19 protein-coding genes and 4 tRNA genes are annotated in these 17,452 nt (G+C 49.1%); 5 read left to right on the top strand and 18 right to left on the bottom strand.

Annotated elements, in window-relative coordinates:
• Positions 1-90 precede the first annotated feature (90 nt).
• Positions 91-885, top strand: coding sequence for a cytochrome C assembly family protein (locus tag EDC54_RS17100; protein WP_132459205.1), 795 nt, complete (start codon positions 91-93; stop codon positions 883-885).
• 94 nt (positions 886-979) lie between these two features.
• Here EDC54_RS17100 and luxS read toward each other — a convergent pair whose 3' ends face one another.
• From luxS to pncC, 13 genes are all read right to left on the bottom strand, one after another.
• A complete protein-coding gene (gene luxS, locus EDC54_RS17105; protein ID WP_132459208.1) occupies positions 980-1,495 on the bottom strand; it encodes an S-ribosylhomocysteine lyase in 516 nt (171 codons plus the stop codon).
• A gap of 150 nt (positions 1,496-1,645) precedes the next feature.
• Positions 1,646-3,199, bottom strand: a complete 1,554-nt coding sequence (gene gshA, locus EDC54_RS17110) for a glutamate--cysteine ligase (RefSeq protein WP_132459211.1) — start codon at positions 3,197-3,199, stop codon at positions 1,646-1,648.
• 81 nt (positions 3,200-3,280) lie between these two features.
• Complete coding sequence (locus EDC54_RS17115; RefSeq protein ID WP_132459239.1) at positions 3,281-3,709, bottom strand: YqaA family protein; 429 nt, start codon at positions 3,707-3,709, stop codon at positions 3,281-3,283.
• The gene (gene yqaB, locus EDC54_RS17120) at positions 3,706-4,272 is read right to left on the bottom strand and encodes a fructose-1-phosphate/6-phosphogluconate phosphatase (RefSeq protein WP_132459214.1); all 567 of its coding nucleotides are present in this window, start codon (positions 4,270-4,272) and stop codon (positions 3,706-3,708) included. Before yqaB ends, EDC54_RS17115 begins: the two co-directional genes overlap by 4 nt.
• Before the next feature lie 396 nt (positions 4,273-4,668).
• Positions 4,669-4,745, bottom strand: a tRNA-Arg gene (locus EDC54_RS17125).
• A 190-nt stretch (positions 4,746-4,935) separates the two neighbouring features.
• A tRNA-Arg gene (locus EDC54_RS17130) sits at positions 4,936-5,012 on the bottom strand.
• Between the two features lie 188 nt (positions 5,013-5,200).
• Positions 5,201-5,277 (bottom strand) — tRNA-Arg (locus EDC54_RS17135).
• A gap of 7 nt (positions 5,278-5,284) precedes the next feature.
• Positions 5,285-5,377: transfer RNA gene (locus EDC54_RS17140), tRNA-Ser, on the bottom strand.
• A gap of 288 nt (positions 5,378-5,665) precedes the next feature.
• Positions 5,666-5,851: a carbon storage regulator CsrA gene (gene csrA, locus EDC54_RS17145; protein ID WP_005972168.1), complete on the bottom strand. Its 186-nt coding sequence runs from the start codon at positions 5,849-5,851 to the stop codon at positions 5,666-5,668.
• A gap of 319 nt (positions 5,852-6,170) precedes the next feature.
• On the bottom strand, positions 6,171-8,798 hold the full coding sequence (alaS, locus tag EDC54_RS17150; protein ID WP_132459217.1) for an alanine--tRNA ligase: 2,628 nt from the start codon (positions 8,796-8,798) through the stop codon (positions 6,171-6,173).
• 139 nt (positions 8,799-8,937) lie between these two features.
• The gene (locus tag EDC54_RS17155) at positions 8,938-9,417 is read right to left on the bottom strand and encodes a regulatory protein RecX (RefSeq protein ID WP_132459220.1); all 480 of its coding nucleotides are present in this window, start codon (positions 9,415-9,417) and stop codon (positions 8,938-8,940) included.
• 45 nt (positions 9,418-9,462) lie between these two features.
• Positions 9,463-10,533 carry a recombinase RecA gene (recA, locus tag EDC54_RS17160; RefSeq protein WP_132459223.1) on the bottom strand — a complete coding sequence of 357 codons (1,071 nt, stop codon included), beginning with the start codon at positions 10,531-10,533 and terminating at the stop codon, positions 9,463-9,465.
• Between the two features lie 107 nt (positions 10,534-10,640).
• A complete protein-coding gene (gene pncC / locus EDC54_RS17165) occupies positions 10,641-11,135 on the bottom strand; it encodes a nicotinamide-nucleotide amidase (RefSeq protein ID WP_132459225.1) in 495 nt (164 codons plus the stop codon).
• A gap of 640 nt (positions 11,136-11,775) precedes the next feature.
• On the opposite strand from pncC, the gene EDC54_RS17170 reads away from it, so the two are divergent.
• The 4 genes from EDC54_RS17170 to EDC54_RS17185 all read left to right on the top strand — a co-directional run bounded on the left by EDC54_RS17170 (position 11,776) and on the right by EDC54_RS17185 (position 14,660).
• Complete coding sequence (locus tag EDC54_RS17170; protein ID WP_132459227.1) at positions 11,776-12,258, top strand: SRPBCC family protein; 483 nt, start codon at positions 11,776-11,778, stop codon at positions 12,256-12,258.
• 84 nt (positions 12,259-12,342) lie between these two features.
• Positions 12,343-13,017: a MarC family NAAT transporter gene (locus EDC54_RS17175; protein WP_132459230.1), complete on the top strand. Its 675-nt coding sequence runs from the start codon at positions 12,343-12,345 to the stop codon at positions 13,015-13,017.
• A gap of 394 nt (positions 13,018-13,411) precedes the next feature.
• Positions 13,412-14,047 (top strand): glutaredoxin 2, encoded by a 636-nt coding sequence (gene grxB / locus EDC54_RS17180; RefSeq protein ID WP_132459233.1) that lies wholly within the window; start codon positions 13,412-13,414, stop codon positions 14,045-14,047.
• A 523-nt stretch (positions 14,048-14,570) separates the two neighbouring features.
• Complete coding sequence (locus EDC54_RS17185) at positions 14,571-14,660, top strand: SymE family type I addiction module toxin (protein WP_232487482.1); 90 nt, start codon at positions 14,571-14,573, stop codon at positions 14,658-14,660.
• Between the two features lie 64 nt (positions 14,661-14,724).
• On the opposite strand, the gene EDC54_RS17190 is transcribed toward EDC54_RS17185, so the two are convergent.
• The 5 genes from EDC54_RS17190 to EDC54_RS17215 form a co-directional block, all read right to left on the bottom strand.
• Positions 14,725-14,994 carry a MafI family immunity protein gene (locus EDC54_RS17190; RefSeq protein ID WP_230514554.1) on the bottom strand — a complete coding sequence of 90 codons (270 nt, stop codon included), beginning with the start codon at positions 14,992-14,994 and terminating at the stop codon, positions 14,725-14,727.
• Entirely contained in the window at positions 14,994-15,335 is a 342-nt protein-coding gene (locus EDC54_RS17195) for an EndoU domain-containing protein (protein ID WP_230514555.1), read from the bottom strand. Before EDC54_RS17195 ends, EDC54_RS17190 begins: the two co-directional genes overlap by 1 nt.
• 1,018 nt (positions 15,336-16,353) lie before the next feature.
• Positions 16,354-16,674, bottom strand: coding sequence for a type II toxin-antitoxin system RelE/ParE family toxin (locus EDC54_RS17205; RefSeq protein WP_102119016.1), 321 nt, complete (start codon positions 16,672-16,674; stop codon positions 16,354-16,356).
• Complete coding sequence (locus tag EDC54_RS17210; protein WP_039552377.1) at positions 16,674-16,952, bottom strand: type II toxin-antitoxin system ParD family antitoxin; 279 nt, start codon at positions 16,950-16,952, stop codon at positions 16,674-16,676. Before EDC54_RS17210 ends, EDC54_RS17205 begins: the two co-directional genes overlap by 1 nt.
• 47 nt (positions 16,953-16,999) lie before the next feature.
• A partial coding sequence (locus EDC54_RS17215; protein WP_165904334.1) for a tyrosine-type recombinase/integrase occupies positions 17,000-17,452 on the bottom strand: 453 nt, incomplete at its 5' end.

Raw genomic sequence — 17,452 nt, forward strand, 5'->3', positions numbered from 1 at the left:
GCGCTGCCGACGGAGAACTGTTGGTGCCTACAGCGACTAACGCTATACTGATTCTTCATTTTACCAAGTTGATATTCAATAACCTATTATATGTCTGTTTTCGCTATTGTGGCGCTCGCCGCCTACTCTCTCAGCCTCGGACTGATTATCCCCAGTCTGCTGCGCAAGAACAGTGCATATCGTCGGCTGGCGATACTCTCTGCCAGCGCTGCGCTTATCTGTCATGCGGTGGCGCTCTATCAACGCATCTTCGATGTTCAGTTTGGTCAAAACCTGAGTCTGCTGAACATCGGTTCGCTTGTTAGCCTCATCATCTGTACGGTCATGACGATTGTTGCCTCGCGCGATCGCGGCTGGTTTATTCTCCCTATTGTTTATACCTTCGCGCTGATCAATCTGGCCTTTGCCAGTTTTATGCCCGGAGAGTTTATTACGCATCTGGAAGCCTCACCGGGGTTAATGCTCCACATTGGCCTGGCGCTTTTCTCCTACGCGACACTGCTGATTGCCGCACTGTACGCCCTGCAACTTGCCTGGCTTGATTATCTGCTCAAGAACAAAAAGTTGGGATTTGCCGCAGATATGCCGCCGCTGATGGGTATCGAACGTAAAATGTTCCATATTACCCAGATTGGCGTCATTCTACTTACGCTGACGCTTTGTACCGGGCTGTTCTATATGGACAATCTGATCGATAACAAAGAGAATCTACACAAAGCGGTATTCTCTCTGTTCGCCTGGTTCATCTACATCCTGCTGCTGTGGGGGCATTATCATGAAGGGTGGCGAGGGCGCCGTGTCGTTTGGTTCAGTCAGGTTGGCGCACTGATGCTGACGCTTGCCTATTTTGGCAGCCGGGTCATACAGCACTTTCTCGCATTCTGAGCTTGAAGAGCCACAAAAAAGAGAGCCTCCTTCGGCTCTCTTTTTTGTCTGCGTGCGCATCGTCTCCATCTCCGCACACATCTGATGTCATGTACTAAATATGTAACTCCGACAGCTTCTCTTTCGGCAGCGCCAGATCGTCATTTTGGTTAATGCCAATCTCATGATCCACAATATGCTGAGCGATCTCCTGCGCTTCTTTCAGTGAGTGCATCTCATAAGTGCCACACTGGTATTCATTCAGTTCAGGAATTTTACGCTGATCGGTTACTTTCAGTACATCCCCCATCGCCGCCTTCCAGGCATCGGCAACCCGTTGCTCATCCGGCGTACCGATCAGGCTCATATAGAAACCGGTACGACATCCCATCGGAGAAATATCGATAATTTCCACGTCATCGCCATTTAAATGGTCGCGCATAAAGCCAGCAAACAGGTGTTCCAGCGTATGAATACCGCGTTCCGGCATGACTTCGATATTTGGACGGCAGAAGCGCAGATCAAATACCGTAATATTATCGCCATGAGGGGTTTTCATGGTTTTTGCGACCCGGACGGCGGGTGCAGCCATACGAGTATGGTCAACGGTAAAGCTATCTAGTAATGGCATATGCCACCTCCTCACAGAAAAAATGCACTTTTTCTCGTTTCCGGGAAACTTTTCCTTTTTATGCAAGTCTGACTTAACTGAAAGACGCGCATTTATTATCATCCCTATTAGAGATGTTTGTTTGGCCACAGTTTCTGTGGCCTTTTCTTTTTAATGTGTAGCCAGGTAGTCGTCAAAATTCATTGAATCCTCAGACTCAATCTGACGCTGATGCTGCCAGGAGTGCTCACCCGCAGCAGCCAGTTGCGCACTGGTCAAGACCTCTAGCGGCTCGCTGCTGAGCTGCTTGCGATACGTTTCGGCCAATTCAAGCCCTACGCGAGCACTGCCCTCTTGCTTCATCAATGCCAGCAGACGCCCTGAGAATGTGGCTTCTGGATCCTCAAACCCCACAAGCAACTCATCACATACCTGCTGATAGTGCGATTGATTGTTTTCCGCGTCCAGGACTTCCGCAACGCGACGCAAATCGGCAAACAGAGATTTCCCCACCTCTGCAATCGGTAACTGGATGGTTTCGCAACGCATTCCCACCGTTTTTCCGGGCTTACGGCCTTCCAGAATCACTCGGTTCCAATTCTTACGCGTGCACAATAGCTCATCTGCACTCATTTCCGGCGCATCCGCCAACGCACACCATATCAGAAACAAATCCAGAAAACGCACCTGACTTGCGCTCACGCCTGTCGGAGAGAATGGATTGATATCCAGCGAGCGCACTTCAATATATTCGACTCCCCCACGCAGCAATGCGTCAGATGGGGTTTCTCCCAGGCGCGTCACGCGCTTGGGACGAATAGGCGCATAAAGCTCGTTCTCAATCTGTAAGACATTCGTATTCAATTGCAGGTAGCGGCCATCTTTCTTCATACCAAGCTGAGCATATTCCTTAGACGGCGTGTTTATTGCACGCTTTAAGGCGGCAACATAAGAATCCAGATCGTTGAAGGTAATCCCCAGATTGCTCTGTGATTTATTGGTATAGCCTAAATCACTAAGCCGCAGAGAGGTCGCATAAGGCAGGTAAAGCATTCCTTTTTCTGTACGTTCAAACGGTAGGGTTGTTTCTCGTCCGTTAAGGAAAGACGAGCAGATCGCCGGAGAAGCGCCAAACAGATAAGGGATCACCCAACCAAAACGGTAATAGTTGCGTATCAGTCTGAAGTATCCTGCCGAGATGACGCGCTTTCCGCTTTCAGCATCAGTCACCCCTTCACGCGCCTGCCAAAAGGATAGCGGAAGAGAAAAATTATAATGGACGCCGGAAATCGTCTGCATCAAGGCGCCATAACGGTTCTTCAGCCCCTCGCGATAAAGCGTTTTGAAACGCCCGATGTTCGATGATCCATACTGCGCCAGCGCTATATTCTGTTCGTTGGTGATATAGCACGGCATACTCAGCGGCCACATCAACTCATCTCCCAGATTACGGGAAACATGACGATGAATATCACGTAAAAACGCCAGCAGGTGATCGATATTGTTGTCGACCGGCGTAATAAATTCCAGTAATGCCTCGGCGAAATCAGTTGTAATCCAAGGATGTGTCAACGCGGCCCCCAATATCTCAGGGTGCCCCGTGGTAGCAAGATGTCCGTTTGCTGTCACACGCAATGTTTCACGTTCAATCCCACGCTGAATGCCATTCACCGCTAGTGGATGTTTTTCCAGCCAGGAAAGTGCTTCTGAAATGTCCGGGATCAATTCGACCTCCCGTTGTTAAATGTAATGGTTATAAGCATAATTGAAACTCAGTCGCACCCACCAGTTTTCATTACCATCTGACTAAGGCCACCATACCATCCCCTGTAGCGTTATACCGGTCAGAACGAGATATCTCAGCGCTTTTCCGACGCTTATAAAAATAGCCGATTTGGCCCAGGGCATGCGCAACCACCCCGCGATCACGCACAGTAAATCGCCAATCACGGGTACCCAGCTAAATAACAGCGCAGCAGGGCCATAACGCTGTAGCCAGCGCATGGCCACCGTATATCCAGATTGTTGCTTTGGCTGAGGGAGCAAGCGTCCTATAAAAATATTTATTAACCCGCCGAGCGAATTTCCTACTGTTGCCACAACGATCAACAGGCAAGGTTGCGCGACGTCAGTAAGCAATAAGGTGACCAGCAGTACTTCAGAACTACCGGGCAGCAGTGTTGCACTGAGCAGGCTACTCCCAAAAAGAGAACAAACAGCCCAGAATTCACTCACCATGTACGGACGTCAATCACTGCCATATTCGCGCGCTTCGCAGCTTCAATGCCATAGTCTGCATCTTCAAACACAAGACAATGCTCAGGAGCGACAGAAATCAATCGCGCACAACGCAAAAAAGTATCAGGGAAAGGCTTATGATGAGTAACATCATCGGCGCCCACGATTGCATCAAAATACTTATGCAGTCCCAACTGCATTAGCAGCTTGTCGGCCATAGCATGCGTACTGCCAGTCCCTACCGCCATAGGACGTTGCCCATGATATTGCTTAACCACATCAATCAGCGGCAGTGGTTTTACAGTATCCAGCAACATGCTTTCGGCAATGGCTGTCTTTTCTGCGGCCAGCTGGTGAGGATCAATATCGGCCTGGTGGCTATCGATAATATGCTGCGCAATGCGCCATGTAGGTGACCCATTCAATGCTGTCATGGCATCGGCATCATATCTCATCCCATATCGGGCAAGAACCAACTCCCATGCTTGATGGTGTGTCGGCTCGGTATCAAGAATGGTGCCATCCATATCAAAGATTAGCCCTTGATAGCGATCGTACATCGTTGCTCCATGATCACTGAAAAGAAAGCTTACTTTATCGCAAAGTGGAAACGTTGTCGCTTACTCAATAACCTTAGAATAAACAGTAAATTACTTCCTAAGTAGTAGGACAACTATCCTTTATTCTTGAGTTTCCTGAGTAAAGCGGGGCGGATAGAACCGACTCATACCGCGTACCTAGAAAGACGCCGCTCGACGCCAATACAGAAAAAGACAGTCACCGCCGTTTAAATATAGGCAAGAGAATAATGGAAATCATGTGAAGTGTTAGGGGGGATGATTTTGCCCAGCTTCGCCTTTCGGAACACTGAATAAGCAACGTCTTTGCCTTTCTGTTCTTGTAAACAAGGGTAAAAACAACAAGAACAAAACAATAACGTTATTTAAATCGAAATATGGTGCATCCGGGAGGATTCGAACCTCCGACCGCTCGGTTCGTAGCCGAGTACTCTATCCAGCTGAGCTACGGATGCAGAGTGTGGTGCAGAAAATACAAGGTGAGCAATTAAACGGAGATATTCAGAATGGCGCATTTGAGAAAACAAGTTAACCTGGTGATGCTTCACCTTGGTAACCGTTGCTAAGCAACGCTCATTTCCTTGTTCTTATAAACGATACTACCGACTATAAGAGCAAAATAACAACCTTATCCATATCGAAGTATGGTGCATCCGGGAGGATTCGAACCTCCGACCGCTCGGTTCGTAGCCGAGTACTCTATCCAGCTGAGCTACGGATGCATTTTCTTTATCTACGAAAAAATTCACTTTCGGTACGACACGCCTCGTTGAAGCGTTACATCAATCAGGAGGAACCCAGCTTTGTCTCGCCTTGCGAGACACAACGCATAGCAACCCCTTCCTTTTTACCCTATACCCCAGCTTAGCTGGCTTAAGAGTAAAACAACTACGCTATCCATAACAGGATATGGTGCATCCGGGAGGATTCGAACCTCCGACCGCTCGGTTCGTAGCCGAGTACTCTATCCAGCTGAGCTACGGATGCAAATAAATGGCGGTGAGGGAGGGATTCGAACCCTCGATGCAGCTTTTGACCGCATACTCCCTTAGCAGGGGAGCGCCTTCAGCCTCTCGGCCACCTCACCTTACATTACCTGCGACGCTATCAAGAACCTCTTGTTAGTGCTCACCGGTACTGCGTGGCGCACATATTACTTTCCCGGACTTATAAGTCAAACAATTTTTCCCAACTTCTGTTTGTTTGAACAATTCGCACCCAAGGCGCGCACTTTCACAACAAAAAGTCTGTTTTATCAGCAGAAAAACAGACGGTTACCTTGCCGTGGGGAAAGCAAAGAAAACGCATTGATAGACAGGTGGAAGAAAAGCAGACAATAACAATTGCGTCCCGCGAACACGAGACGCATTGTCAATCAATATGACGTTGGTTGAGATTTTTCGGCCTGAATACGCTGATAGATCTCTTCACGGTGGACAGAAACCTCTTTTGGTGCATTAACACCAATACGCACCTGGTTGCCTTTCACTCCTAATACGGTAACCGTTACCTCATCGCCAATCATGAGGGTTTCGCCAACTCGACGAGTCAAAATAAGCATTCTTTGCTCCTTGAAAGATTATAAAGAGTCGGGTCTCTCTGTCTCCCGGCCATTATCCATCATGTGCTGTGAAAACGTAAACCTAGACGATGGTATAACCGCCACCATCGCACCGTGGTTCGCCACTATGTGTTAGTTTAGTCGATATCGGTAGCTTGTGCTTTTGTTATCAAGACAAGCGTCTCAAGCATACATACTTAAGAATATCTTAAGGTTAGACACTGTCTACCCTGTGTGCCGGATCCTTTCCCACAGACAAAAACGCCACAACCAGCAAGTTATGGCGTTTTGTTGGATGACACGAAAAACGTTATCAGCCTTATAGCTTGCCAGCAACCCATGATTCAACGCTGGCTAATGCGGCAGGCAGTGCGGACGTATCGGAGCCGCCAGCCTGAGCCATATCCGGACGGCCACCGCCTTTGCCCCCCACCTGCTGGGCAACAAATCCGATCAGTTCACCCGCTTTTACGCGACCAGTCAGATCCTTCGTTACGCCGGAGATCAAACTGACTTTGCCTTCCGCCGTTGTTCCCAGAACGATAATGGCCGACCCGAGCTGGTTCTTAAGATCGTCAACCATGGTACGCAATAGTTTAGGATCCACATTATCCAACTGTGTGACAAGCAGCTTCACACCGTTAATCTCTTTAGCTTTACTGGTCAGTGAAAAACTTTCTTGCGCTGCCTGCTGCGCTTTCAACTGCTGCAGTTCTTTCTCTAACACACGGTTACGATCCAAAACAGAGCGTACCTTATCCACCAGATTGTGGCTATCCCCTTTCAGCAGTTGCGCGACATCTTGCAGGACATCACTCTGACGATGCAGTGCAGACAACGCATTTTCACCGGTGATCGCTTCAATACGACGCACGCCTGCGGCAGTACCTGATTCAGACACAATCTGGAATAGGCCAATATCCCCGGTACGGCTTGCATGCGTACCGCCACAAAGCTCGATAGAGAAATCGCCCATCGTCAGAACACGGACGTGCTCGTCATACTTCTCACCGAACAGCGCCATTGCCCCTTTCGCTTTCGCCTCTTCCAAGGCCATCACGTCAGTCTGTACGGTAAGATTACGGCGAATTTGTGCGTTGACGATATCTTCAACCTGACGAATTTGCTCTGCTTTCATCGCTTCCGTGTGCGAGAAGTCAAAACGCAGATAGTTGTCGTTAACCAGAGAACCTTTCTGTGCGACATGCTCGCCCAGAACCTGACGCAGCGCAGCATGCAGCAAATGCGTTGCAGAGTGGTTCAGGCGGATGCGATCGCGACGCTGGCTATCGACCAGTGCATCAACGCTATCATTGACGCGCAACGATCCCTGCGTCAGCTTGCCGATATGACCAATGGCCTGACCATATTTCTGGGTATCCTGCACAGTGAAGCTGGCGACGCCATTGCTTAGCTCCCCCCGATCGCCAACCTGACCACCGGATTCACCATAGAACGGCGTTTCGTTCAGAATGACCACGGCGTCATCGCCCGCCACGACCTGATCAACCGCGTTTCCATTATGATAAAGCGCAACGACTTTCGCGTGACGTTGGGTTTGTTCATAGCCGCAGAATCGCGTGCTCTCTTCCACACGGATGAGGCTGTCGTAATTAATGCCAAAGCCGCTCGCATCACGTGCTCGCTGACGTTGTGCCTTCATCGCGGCCTCAAAGCCTTCTTCATCCACTTTCAGACCCCGCTCGCGGCAAACATCTGCCGTGAGATCGACAGGGAAGCCATAGGTGTCATACAGACGGAAAGCCGTCTCACCGTCCAGCGTATCCCCTTTCAGGTTTTTGATTTCGTCGTCAAGCAGAGAAAGGCCTCGTTCCAGCGTACGAGCAAACTGCTCTTCTTCCATTTTCAGCGCCTGCTCAACCACCGTTTGGTGCTTCTTCAACTCTTCAGCAGCAGGCCCCATGACGTCAATCAGCGGCGCAACCAGTTTATAGAAGAAAGCTTCTGTAGCGCCCAGCATATTCCCGTGACGCACAGCGCGACGAATGATACGGCGCAGGACGTAACCACGGTTTTCATTAGACGGCGTCACCCCATCCGCAATCAGGAATGCACAGGAGCGAATATGATCGGCGATAACCCGCAATGATTTGTTATCTAAATCGGTCGTACCGACGGCTTTTGCCACCGCGGCAATCAACGTTTTGAACAAATCAATTTCATAGTTTGAATTGACATGCTGTAACACAGCAGCAACACGTTCCAGCCCCATACCGGTATCAACAGAAGGTTTTGGTAATGGCAACATGGTGCCGTCAGACTGACGGTTGAACTGCATAAAGACCAGATTCCAGATTTCGATATAGCGATCGCCATCTTCATCAGGGCTTCCCGGGGGGCCACCGGCGATATGTTCGCCATGATCGTAAAAAATCTCGGTACATGGGCCACAAGGTCCCGTTTCGCCCATTTGCCAGAAATTATCCGAGGCGTAAGGTCCGCCTTTGTTATCTCCGATGCGAATAATTCTCTCGTGTGGCACGCCGACATCATTGGCCCAAATATCGTAGGCTTCATCATCCGTCGCGTATACCGTGACCCACAGTTGTTCTTTTGGCAGGTTGAACCATTTAGGAGACGTCAACAGTTCCCATGCATAACGGATGGCATCATGCTTGAAATAGTCACCGAAGCTGAAATTGCCCAGCATTTCAAAGAAGGTATGATGACGAGCGGTATAACCTACGTTTTCCAGGTCATTATGTTTACCGCCAGCACGTACACAGCGCTGTGCCGTCGTTGCCCGGACGTAGCTACGTTTATCCAGCCCGAGGAACACATCTTTGAACTGGTTCATACCCGCATTGGTAAATAACAGTGTCGGATCGTTGTTCGGCACCAGAGAGCTGCTATCAACAACCTGGTGTCCCTTACTGTGGAAAAAATCGAGAAACGCTTGACGGATCTCAGCGGTGCTCTTGCTCATAATTGTCCTGGAATCAAGCTAGAAGAACAGATCGCGGGCAAGGTTGGCTCAGGATACTGACGCGACCGTGCAACTCACGAACAAAAAAAGTGGGGATAAGATAAATTTTCTTCGAGGGGAAGTAAAATCCCGTATGCGTTCAATCTGAAAATTTTGTATAAATTGACTGAATTTCTTCATGGAAGAAGCCACGATAAAGCAAATAGCGCTGATGTTTAGCTTTATCTTTCCAGTCATCAGACAGGGGGGACCCAAACTTTCGTTCCGCAACAGATTTCGCCAGCGCGCACCAATCAATATCACTCTCGTTTAATGCTGCGCCAAGTAATGGCTGATTGACGCCTTTTTGACTCAGTTCCATTCGTATTCGCTGGGCACCGTAACCTTTACGGCTCCGACTGCTGATATAACGACGCACAAAACGCGCATCGTCCAGCCACCCGAATTCCTTGCAATAAGCAATGGCCGCTTCCACGTCCTCTGTCGCGGTACGCGGGTCGGCTCCGTCTTCTGTGCGATCTAATTTATACACATACGCCGCAAGTTTGCGGCGTATTTCGGCTTCACTATGGTCGCGTACAGAAAGCACATTCATCGCATAGCGTAATGGCTTATTCATCTACGTATTCGGCAAAATACATTGTTACAATGGGATCAGCCGCCATTAGAACTCGTTACCTTCCCCCACGAATTCATCTTCATCATGGCTGTCGCCCGCAGCAGCAGATGCCTGATCATTGCCTTTGTGCAGCAGCATCTCACGCAATTTCTTATCCAGTTCTGCAGCAATGGTCGGATTTTCTTTCAAGAAATTACAAGCGTTCGCTTTACCCTGGCCAATCTTGTCACCGTTATAGCTATACCAAGCCCCTGCCTTCTCGATCAGCTTGTGTTTCACCCCCAGATCAACCAGCTCACCGTGGATATTAATACCTTCACCATACAGAATCTGGAACTCAGCCTGCTTGAATGGCGCAGCCACTTTGTTCTTCACGACCTTAACGCGCGTTTCATTCCCCACCACTTCCTCGCCATCCTTGATCGACCCCGTGCGGCGAATATCCAGACGGACAGAAGCGTAGAACTTCAATGCGTTACCGCCAGTCGTGGTCTCAGGGTTACCGAACATCACGCCAATTTTCATACGGATCTGGTTGATAAAGATCAGCAACGTATTCGCCTGCTTCAGGTTACCCGCCAGTTTACGCATTGCCTGGCTCATCATGCGTGCAGCCAGCCCCATATGGGAATCACCGATCTCACCTTCAATTTCCGCTTTCGGCGTCAGCGCCGCAACAGAGTCAACAATGATCACATCGACGGCGCCAGAACGCGTTAAAGCATCACAAATCTCCAGCGCTTGTTCACCGGTATCCGGTTGAGAACACAGCAGGTTATCGATATCGACGCCGAGTTTTTTCGCATAAATCGGATCCAGCGCATGCTCCGCGTCGATAAATGCGCAGGTCTTGCCTTCACGCTGAGCAGCGGCAATAACCTGTAAGGTCAGCGTTGTTTTACCGGAAGATTCCGGGCCATAAATTTCAACGATACGCCCCATGGGTAAACCACCGGCGCCAAGTGCAATATCAAGGGACAGAGAACCGGTAGAAATAGTCTCAACATCCATTGAGCGATCCTCGCCCAACCGCATGATAGAACCTTTACCAAATTGCTTCTCGATCTGGCCCAGTGCTGCTGCTAGTGCCTTTTGTTTGTTCTCATCAATAGCCATTTCTACTCCTGTCATGCGGCGTAAAGCGGGTGTCTCTACGCGGCTGCTTAATCATGAATTGCTGGTTAATTACTGACAGTATACTGTATACACATACAGCATCAAGATTATTTTTTCAGAAACGCATCCAGCAGCGTTTGTAGCGCAAAATGGATGGATTGCAGACGTACTGCATTTCTGTCTCCGCTGAACTGCATTTTGCGGGTAAGTGATCGGCCCTGTTTGTCGGTAAAACCAAACCATACCGTACCAACAGGTTTCTCTTCCGTTCCCCCGTCCGGCCCGGCAATACCACTTACTGATACGGCAAAATCGGCATCGGCGGCATGCAAAGCACCTGCGGCCATCTCAGTGACGACTTCTTCACTCACGGCACCATACCGTTCCAATGTCTCTGAACCAACATTCACCAATCGCTGCTTAGCGAGATTGCTATATGTCACAAAGCCATAATTAAACCAGCTGGAGCAACCCGCGATATCGGTAATCGACTTAGCCAACCCACCACCTGTACAGGATTCGGCACACGTTAACGTGGCCCCCTGCACTTTCAGTTTTTCTCCCACCAGAGAACTTAATCGCAAAATGTCAGCTTCCATCATCGCCGTCTCATCTTAAACAAGGATCGTCCAGTCAGGGTAACACTTTTCCTCGAAAAAGACGCTCCGCCAAGGGAGATGCGAAGCGCATAGCAAAGAAAGAAATATCACCATCATTTTTTCTTTAAGATACGTGACCCGTCTAAAAATCATCGTGTTGTTATCCAAGCCAGAATAAATTCAAGTATGAAATATAGAAAAAGGAAAAGACCTTTTTAATATTATGGGTAATCGAGCTATAAAGTGAATGATTAGCAGGTAAACCCATGCGCGCCACTTTATTACACCTCCGTAGGCATTAACTGATTAACCCTTATTGATTGAGGTTAAATCATATAAAAACAAACCTGATAGATGAAGGCAGCAATAAAAAAAGCCCACTAAAAATAGTGGGCGAGTACTGCGATTATCATTATAGAAAACCCTGGTGTTTTACGGCACGTCATTCGGCTACAGTCTGACTCTTACAGTACTAAACGAACATTAACTTAACATTAGGGAGGCAAAAAATCCGACTATTGCTGTGATAGCTTACCTCGACGCTATCACTGGGTTTTATCAACTTTGCTTCGCCGATTAATATCAGTCAGAATGTCGTACACCTGCCCATAAAGGGGTAACAATCCAGTAGGGAGGATGACGGGTGTTTCCCTCTTTTTTAAAGAAAACAGCAGCTAAAAATGGTAGTTATGCCAATGAAATCAGCAGCAGTATTACCATCAATAGTCCGGCAGAACGCCTGTTTGCACTCTGGCGCAAACCAGAAACGTTGCCGATTCTGATGGGGCATTTCGCTAGCATCGACATACTGAATCACACCGATTCTAATTGGCGCATTAATACGCCGATTGGCGCGCTGATTGAGTGGCAAGCCCGCATTATTGACGAAAAGCCGGGAGAGTATATCCATTGGCGATCGCTGGAAGGGGCTCGGGTGCCTAATGAAGGTCAGCTGTATTTTCGGCCAGTGGGAACGGAAACGGTAGTCACACTGACGATCCGGTACAACCCGCCGGGAGGATTAATTGGGAAAAAAATCGGCCAAATGTTTGATCTGTTTTCTCGTGATATGCTGACAAAAACGCTCTATCGTTTTAAAAAATTAGCCGAGGATGAGTTGGCCTAACTTATCCGTTCCCTATGCTGTCGCGCAGGGCATCACAGCCCGTAGTCTTGTACTGACGTAATACTCTTACAAAAGGAACGTAGAATGCTGGAATTGATTCAAACCATTGGCATTGGTCTGGTATTGATCCTGCCGCTTGCGAACCCATTGACGACAGTAGCGGTATTTTTAGCCATGTCCGGCAATATGAGCCAAGGAGAAAGAAATCGTCAGATCTTTCAGGCTTCACTCTATGTCTTCATTATCATGACCGTCGCGTACTATGCCGGTCAGGTGGTTATGAACACATTTGGCATTTCCATTCCCGGGCTGCGCATTGCCGGCGGGCTTATCGTGGCATTTATTGGTTTTCGTATGCTATTCCCCCAGCAATATCCAGAACACTCGCTTGAAGTTAAAAGCAAAAAAGAAGAGATTAACGAAAGCTTTTCTGCCAATGAGGTCAACATCGCCTTTGTTCCATTAGCGATGCCTAGCACAGCAGGGCCGGGTACGATCGCCCTCCTTATCAGTACAGCCTCACAGATTAAAAGCGGGGTCGATATTACGCCATGGGTCATTACCGTCGCCCCTATCATTACCTTTATATTGATTAGCCTGATCGTCTGGCTTAGCCTGAAAAGCTCAGGCCTGATTATGCGCCTACTCGGAAAAAGCGGCATTGAAGCCATTTCACGGCTAATGGGATTCCTGCTGGTTTGCATGGGTGTGCAATTCATCATTAATGGCATGCTGGAGATCGCCCACCCCATCCATTAATCAAAAAGATTTATATCAAATCGTTGATGTGGATCTAACTAACAAGTCGTTCATTACCAACCTGATACCTACTCCGTGGGGAACAAGTACTGTGCCTGCCTGTCGACATACAGGCAAAAAAAACCCGCGTTTAAGCGGGCAAGGTCATTCAATGACAGGGATGGTTAACACAACACTCACGAGGATGCGAGGTATTGACAAGGGATGAAAAGACTATAGCAAGCCTTATGTATAGTATTGTCATTCGCAGGTAAGGTTAATCTGTCGGTTGTAAAACAACATGAGCGATACGTCATTCTATTTACCGTCATGCGTATCCGGTATTACTCTATAAAACGATTGCCATCACAGGGTTAGCCATTTTTTGGCGTTTTCAAAACATAAGAGACAATATATGAAACTTTTCATCTACGAACACTGCCCTTTCTGCGTCAGAGCAAGAATGATTTTCGGCCTGAAGGATCTGCCATTTGAGCAATCTGTCATTATGGAAAATGATATTGACACACCAACGCGTATGGTGGGCCGTAAAGTTGTCCCTATCCTCCAGAAAGAAGACGGTAGCTTCATGCCGGAAAGCATGGATATTGTCCGCTATGTCGACAGCAAGAAAGCGCCCTTAATTGCAGACAAGCCCGTGGATGATGACATTGAGGCCTGGTGTAAATCCGCATCCAGTACCGTGTTTAACCTTGCAGTCCCTCGCTTCACGCAAACCGATTTCAAAGAGCTATCCACGCCAGAAGCGCGTAATGCTTACATTCAGCGCGAAGAAAAAGCCTTCGGCGATCTGGATGCGCTGATAGCGAAAACACCCGAGCTCATCGCAGACGTAGAAAAGAAGCTCGCCATGCTGGAACCTCGTCTGAACAACATCAATACGATTTCCACCACGGATTTTATTCTGTTCCCTATCTTACTTTCACTTACGATCGTTAAAGATGTGCAGTTCGGTCCGAATGTCCATGCATACCTTGAGCGCGTCTCGAAAGCCTGCAAAGTGGCGTTACTGACTGATAAGGCTCTGTAGAAGAAAAAGCCGGAAAGATCGTGAGATCGCTTCCGGCTTTTTGCATTACTTAATAACGGTAATGATATTTATGCTTATCAAAATCGTGGCTTACACTCATATTTTTGGTTCGGGTCACGTTTTAGGCTACTCTTGGTCAACCATGTTTTGGTAAACTCGCCGCCCGGTAATAATTCATTGCCGTTATCAGAGACTTTAATAGTGAAAGCGCCGTTGGAATACAGAGTGATAACGCGATTATCATCTTTTCCTTCCACAACATAAGCCGCATTCACAAAATCATAAAGCGCCTACCCTGACGGGCAAAACGTCAGGCTTTCGTTCAGGGAGCTTTTATCCTGATTCACAAACACACTTTCAAGCCATTGCGGCTCTTCTCCCATTACGGCTAATGGCAGACTCAACACGAATGGAATTTCTAAAAATTTAATATATCTTTTCATGACAAACTCATTTTTATAAAAAATAACAACGTGATAAAAATATATTTTTATTCTGACAACGCCAACCCGCCGGCCGCCGGCTGGAAGAGTCGGGCTTTATCACCGGGATGCCCGTGACCGTCACTGTGGAAAGAGGCAGGATTATTATTGAGACGCAGATTAATTTGTAACGGTTAACCTGACCGCTAATAAAATAAAAAAGCCGGAAGGATCGTCAGATCACTTCCGGCTTTTTTAAATAATGAACTCTTTTAGACGATCACTAGTAATATTTTTATCTATGTGCATAAGACTGGATAACTTCATTATTAAATTAAAAGAGTCATTAGTAATTAACTTCCTCTCTTCGAAGACAATATCAATTGTTGTTTCTAAAGCTAATCCATATTCACCATAATCAATAAACTCTTTAATTTCCAACAACTCCTCTGGAACAAAAAAACCATCTAGTGATTTCATTAAATTAGAAAAAACAAGTTCTATTTCTTGATAATCAGCTTTCATTAGCGTGGATTCCTTGGCACGTTAGTTGGGAAACCAGAAACAATATCACCATTTTTTTCTTGAATGACTCTTATATCTATTCCATCCCTAGTTCCATTAGTTACCAACCTTCCCCCTCTACCTACTGTAGGCGTAAGCGAAGGATCTGTGGCTATGTCAGATATATTATGCATAATTTTATCATCAGACCATCCTTGCGGAAATTCACTTTTCCCAGGTATGCCTGTTCCTGGTCGATGCCCTCCACCAGTAGCATCCCCATCAAGAATATGCTGCCGACGCTTAGGTGTAGCAAGGTCTACGTATTCATCAGGTTTCTCAGGATCAGGACACCCAGTCAACCCCAGCGGGTCAACCCATTCTAAGGGATTGCTTACATAAGCTTGAGGTCGGATACCACCTCTTAAACCTATCGGATCATAGGGACAACTCCGGTGCAGTCGTACTTTTTAGTGCACTCAACCTATTGAAGTAACGGCCTTTTTAGAATGCGTTTTCGGCCATATTAACACGCCCGTAACCCGAACATCCCGACGCGCACTTTTACCCCCGGACACGCTACCGCCACGCTGTGACTTCCCTGTCTGCATAAGCCACATCATAGCAGCGGCGTCAGCCGCTGCCATTACTCGTTTTACTACTGAACCGGAGTTTATCGTGGCGCGAGCCGTTCCGCAGCTTGCCTGTGGGACGGTGAAGCGTCTGCCGGGTGCGGGCTGGCGAAGCCCGCAAGACAAGCCGTTAAGCAGGGAGGCCCCCGGCGGGGGCCGCACGGGGCGGAGATGGCGAGCACGGGAACGAGCAAGGAGCCACGCGACTGCGAGCCGGGCGCAGCCAGTGCAGCGGGGTCGGGGCGGGGGCGAGGTGAAGCCGTTAAGCGGAGGCCGTCAGGCCGACAACCCCTTTTCTGTTGATGTTGGCCGAAGACTGACTTTGTGGCCAGCGCCGCCAGGGACGGCGGCCACACCGTGAGAGCCAGGGAAGGAACATCGGGGCCGACAGCAGAGGGCGCAGCCCTGTGCGCCACGCTGTGCCAGAGTACCGAACCCCGGCGGCCAGCCGCACACCATTGCCAAGGAAGACCGCAGCGCGCCCTTGCGTTGAACGGCGCCGACATAATGTTCGTTACGCGTTGGCCGCGTTCAGCGGCTTTCGCGTAATGCCACATTATGTTGAATGACGAACGGCCAGCAACCATGCTTGCAGAGAGTGATGGCGGTGAGCGCTGGCCGGGCGACATTTACCGCCGGAGCGCCTTAGCCACATAAGGCAAGCGGTGCGCCATGGACGGCGCAGCGTTTGCCCGGCACCGTCCTGCGATGTTGAAGAGAGTGAGCTACTTTTTGTGACTGTCTGCGTTCAGTCAGCATCATCCGTCAGCAGGTCGCTTTCATAGTCCTGACCACCGTGCCAGATGCCCAGCACCGTTACCGTCCTTTTGTCTTCTTCCACCATAAAGGCAATGACCGTTCTTTTACGGTAGTTCGTCACGCGAAGCCCCGCCAGAAGGTCATTACGGGTGTTTCCCCTCTCCGGGAACAGCGCCAGTGACTCACAGTAATCAACCACGCTTTCCGTGTAGCTCAGCGCCGTATTCGGTGTCGCCGCCTCCGCGATATAACCATACAACGCCGCCAGTTGATCTTCCGCCTCGGGTGCGAACACCACCTGATACTCCATTATGACTCTCCAGTCGCCTTCTTATGCTCGGCTTTCAGTCTGTTTCTTATGTCGTTACCGCTGAGGCTGTCCGTTTCACCCCGTTGCAGCGCATTCCATGCCGGAACAACCTGCTCCTGCAACCACTTCTCCACCGCATTATCACGCGCCAGCAGTGCCCGAAGTCCTTCTCGGATAACTTCGCTTTCCGATGCATATTCGCCGCTGGCAACACGCGCTTTGACCAGTGCCGCCATCTCATTCGGCAACGTGATGCTCATCTGCTGTGTCGTTCTCATTGGTAACCCCTTTCTCCGCCAAGTAGGATTTAATCATACTCATTCTTTTACCCCTTGTCAGGGGCGGCTCGCGTTGTTTTCTTTCGGCGTGACTTCGGTTTCCGCTCTGCCGGGTGCGTCTTCTCATGCACCGCTTTCAGATGACCGATAGCAACCCGCGTGTAGACCTGCGTGGTTTCCAGCTTCTCATGGCCGAGTATCGCTTGTATGTGTCGTGTGTCCGCGCCGCGCTCCAGCATCTGTGTCGCCATCGAGTGACGGAACACATGGCACGCCCCGGCTTTTTTCAGGTGCGCGTCATCCCGTATCGCCCGGCCTGCCAGTATCGTCAGCGTTGACCGCGCCAGCCGTTTGCCCCATATCGTCACGAACAGATAGCCGCTGTCGTGCTTCGTCGTCAGCCGTGGCCGCACCGCATCCAGATAGCGTTGTACCCAGACCAGCGCCCGCAGCCCCACTGGCACCACTCGGTCTTTGTTCCCCTTGCCCTGTCTGACGAC

Origin of the sequence: Samsonia erythrinae (assembly GCF_004342665.1) — a bacterium.
Taxonomy (GTDB): domain Bacteria; phylum Pseudomonadota; class Gammaproteobacteria; order Enterobacterales; family Enterobacteriaceae; genus Samsonia; species Samsonia erythrinae.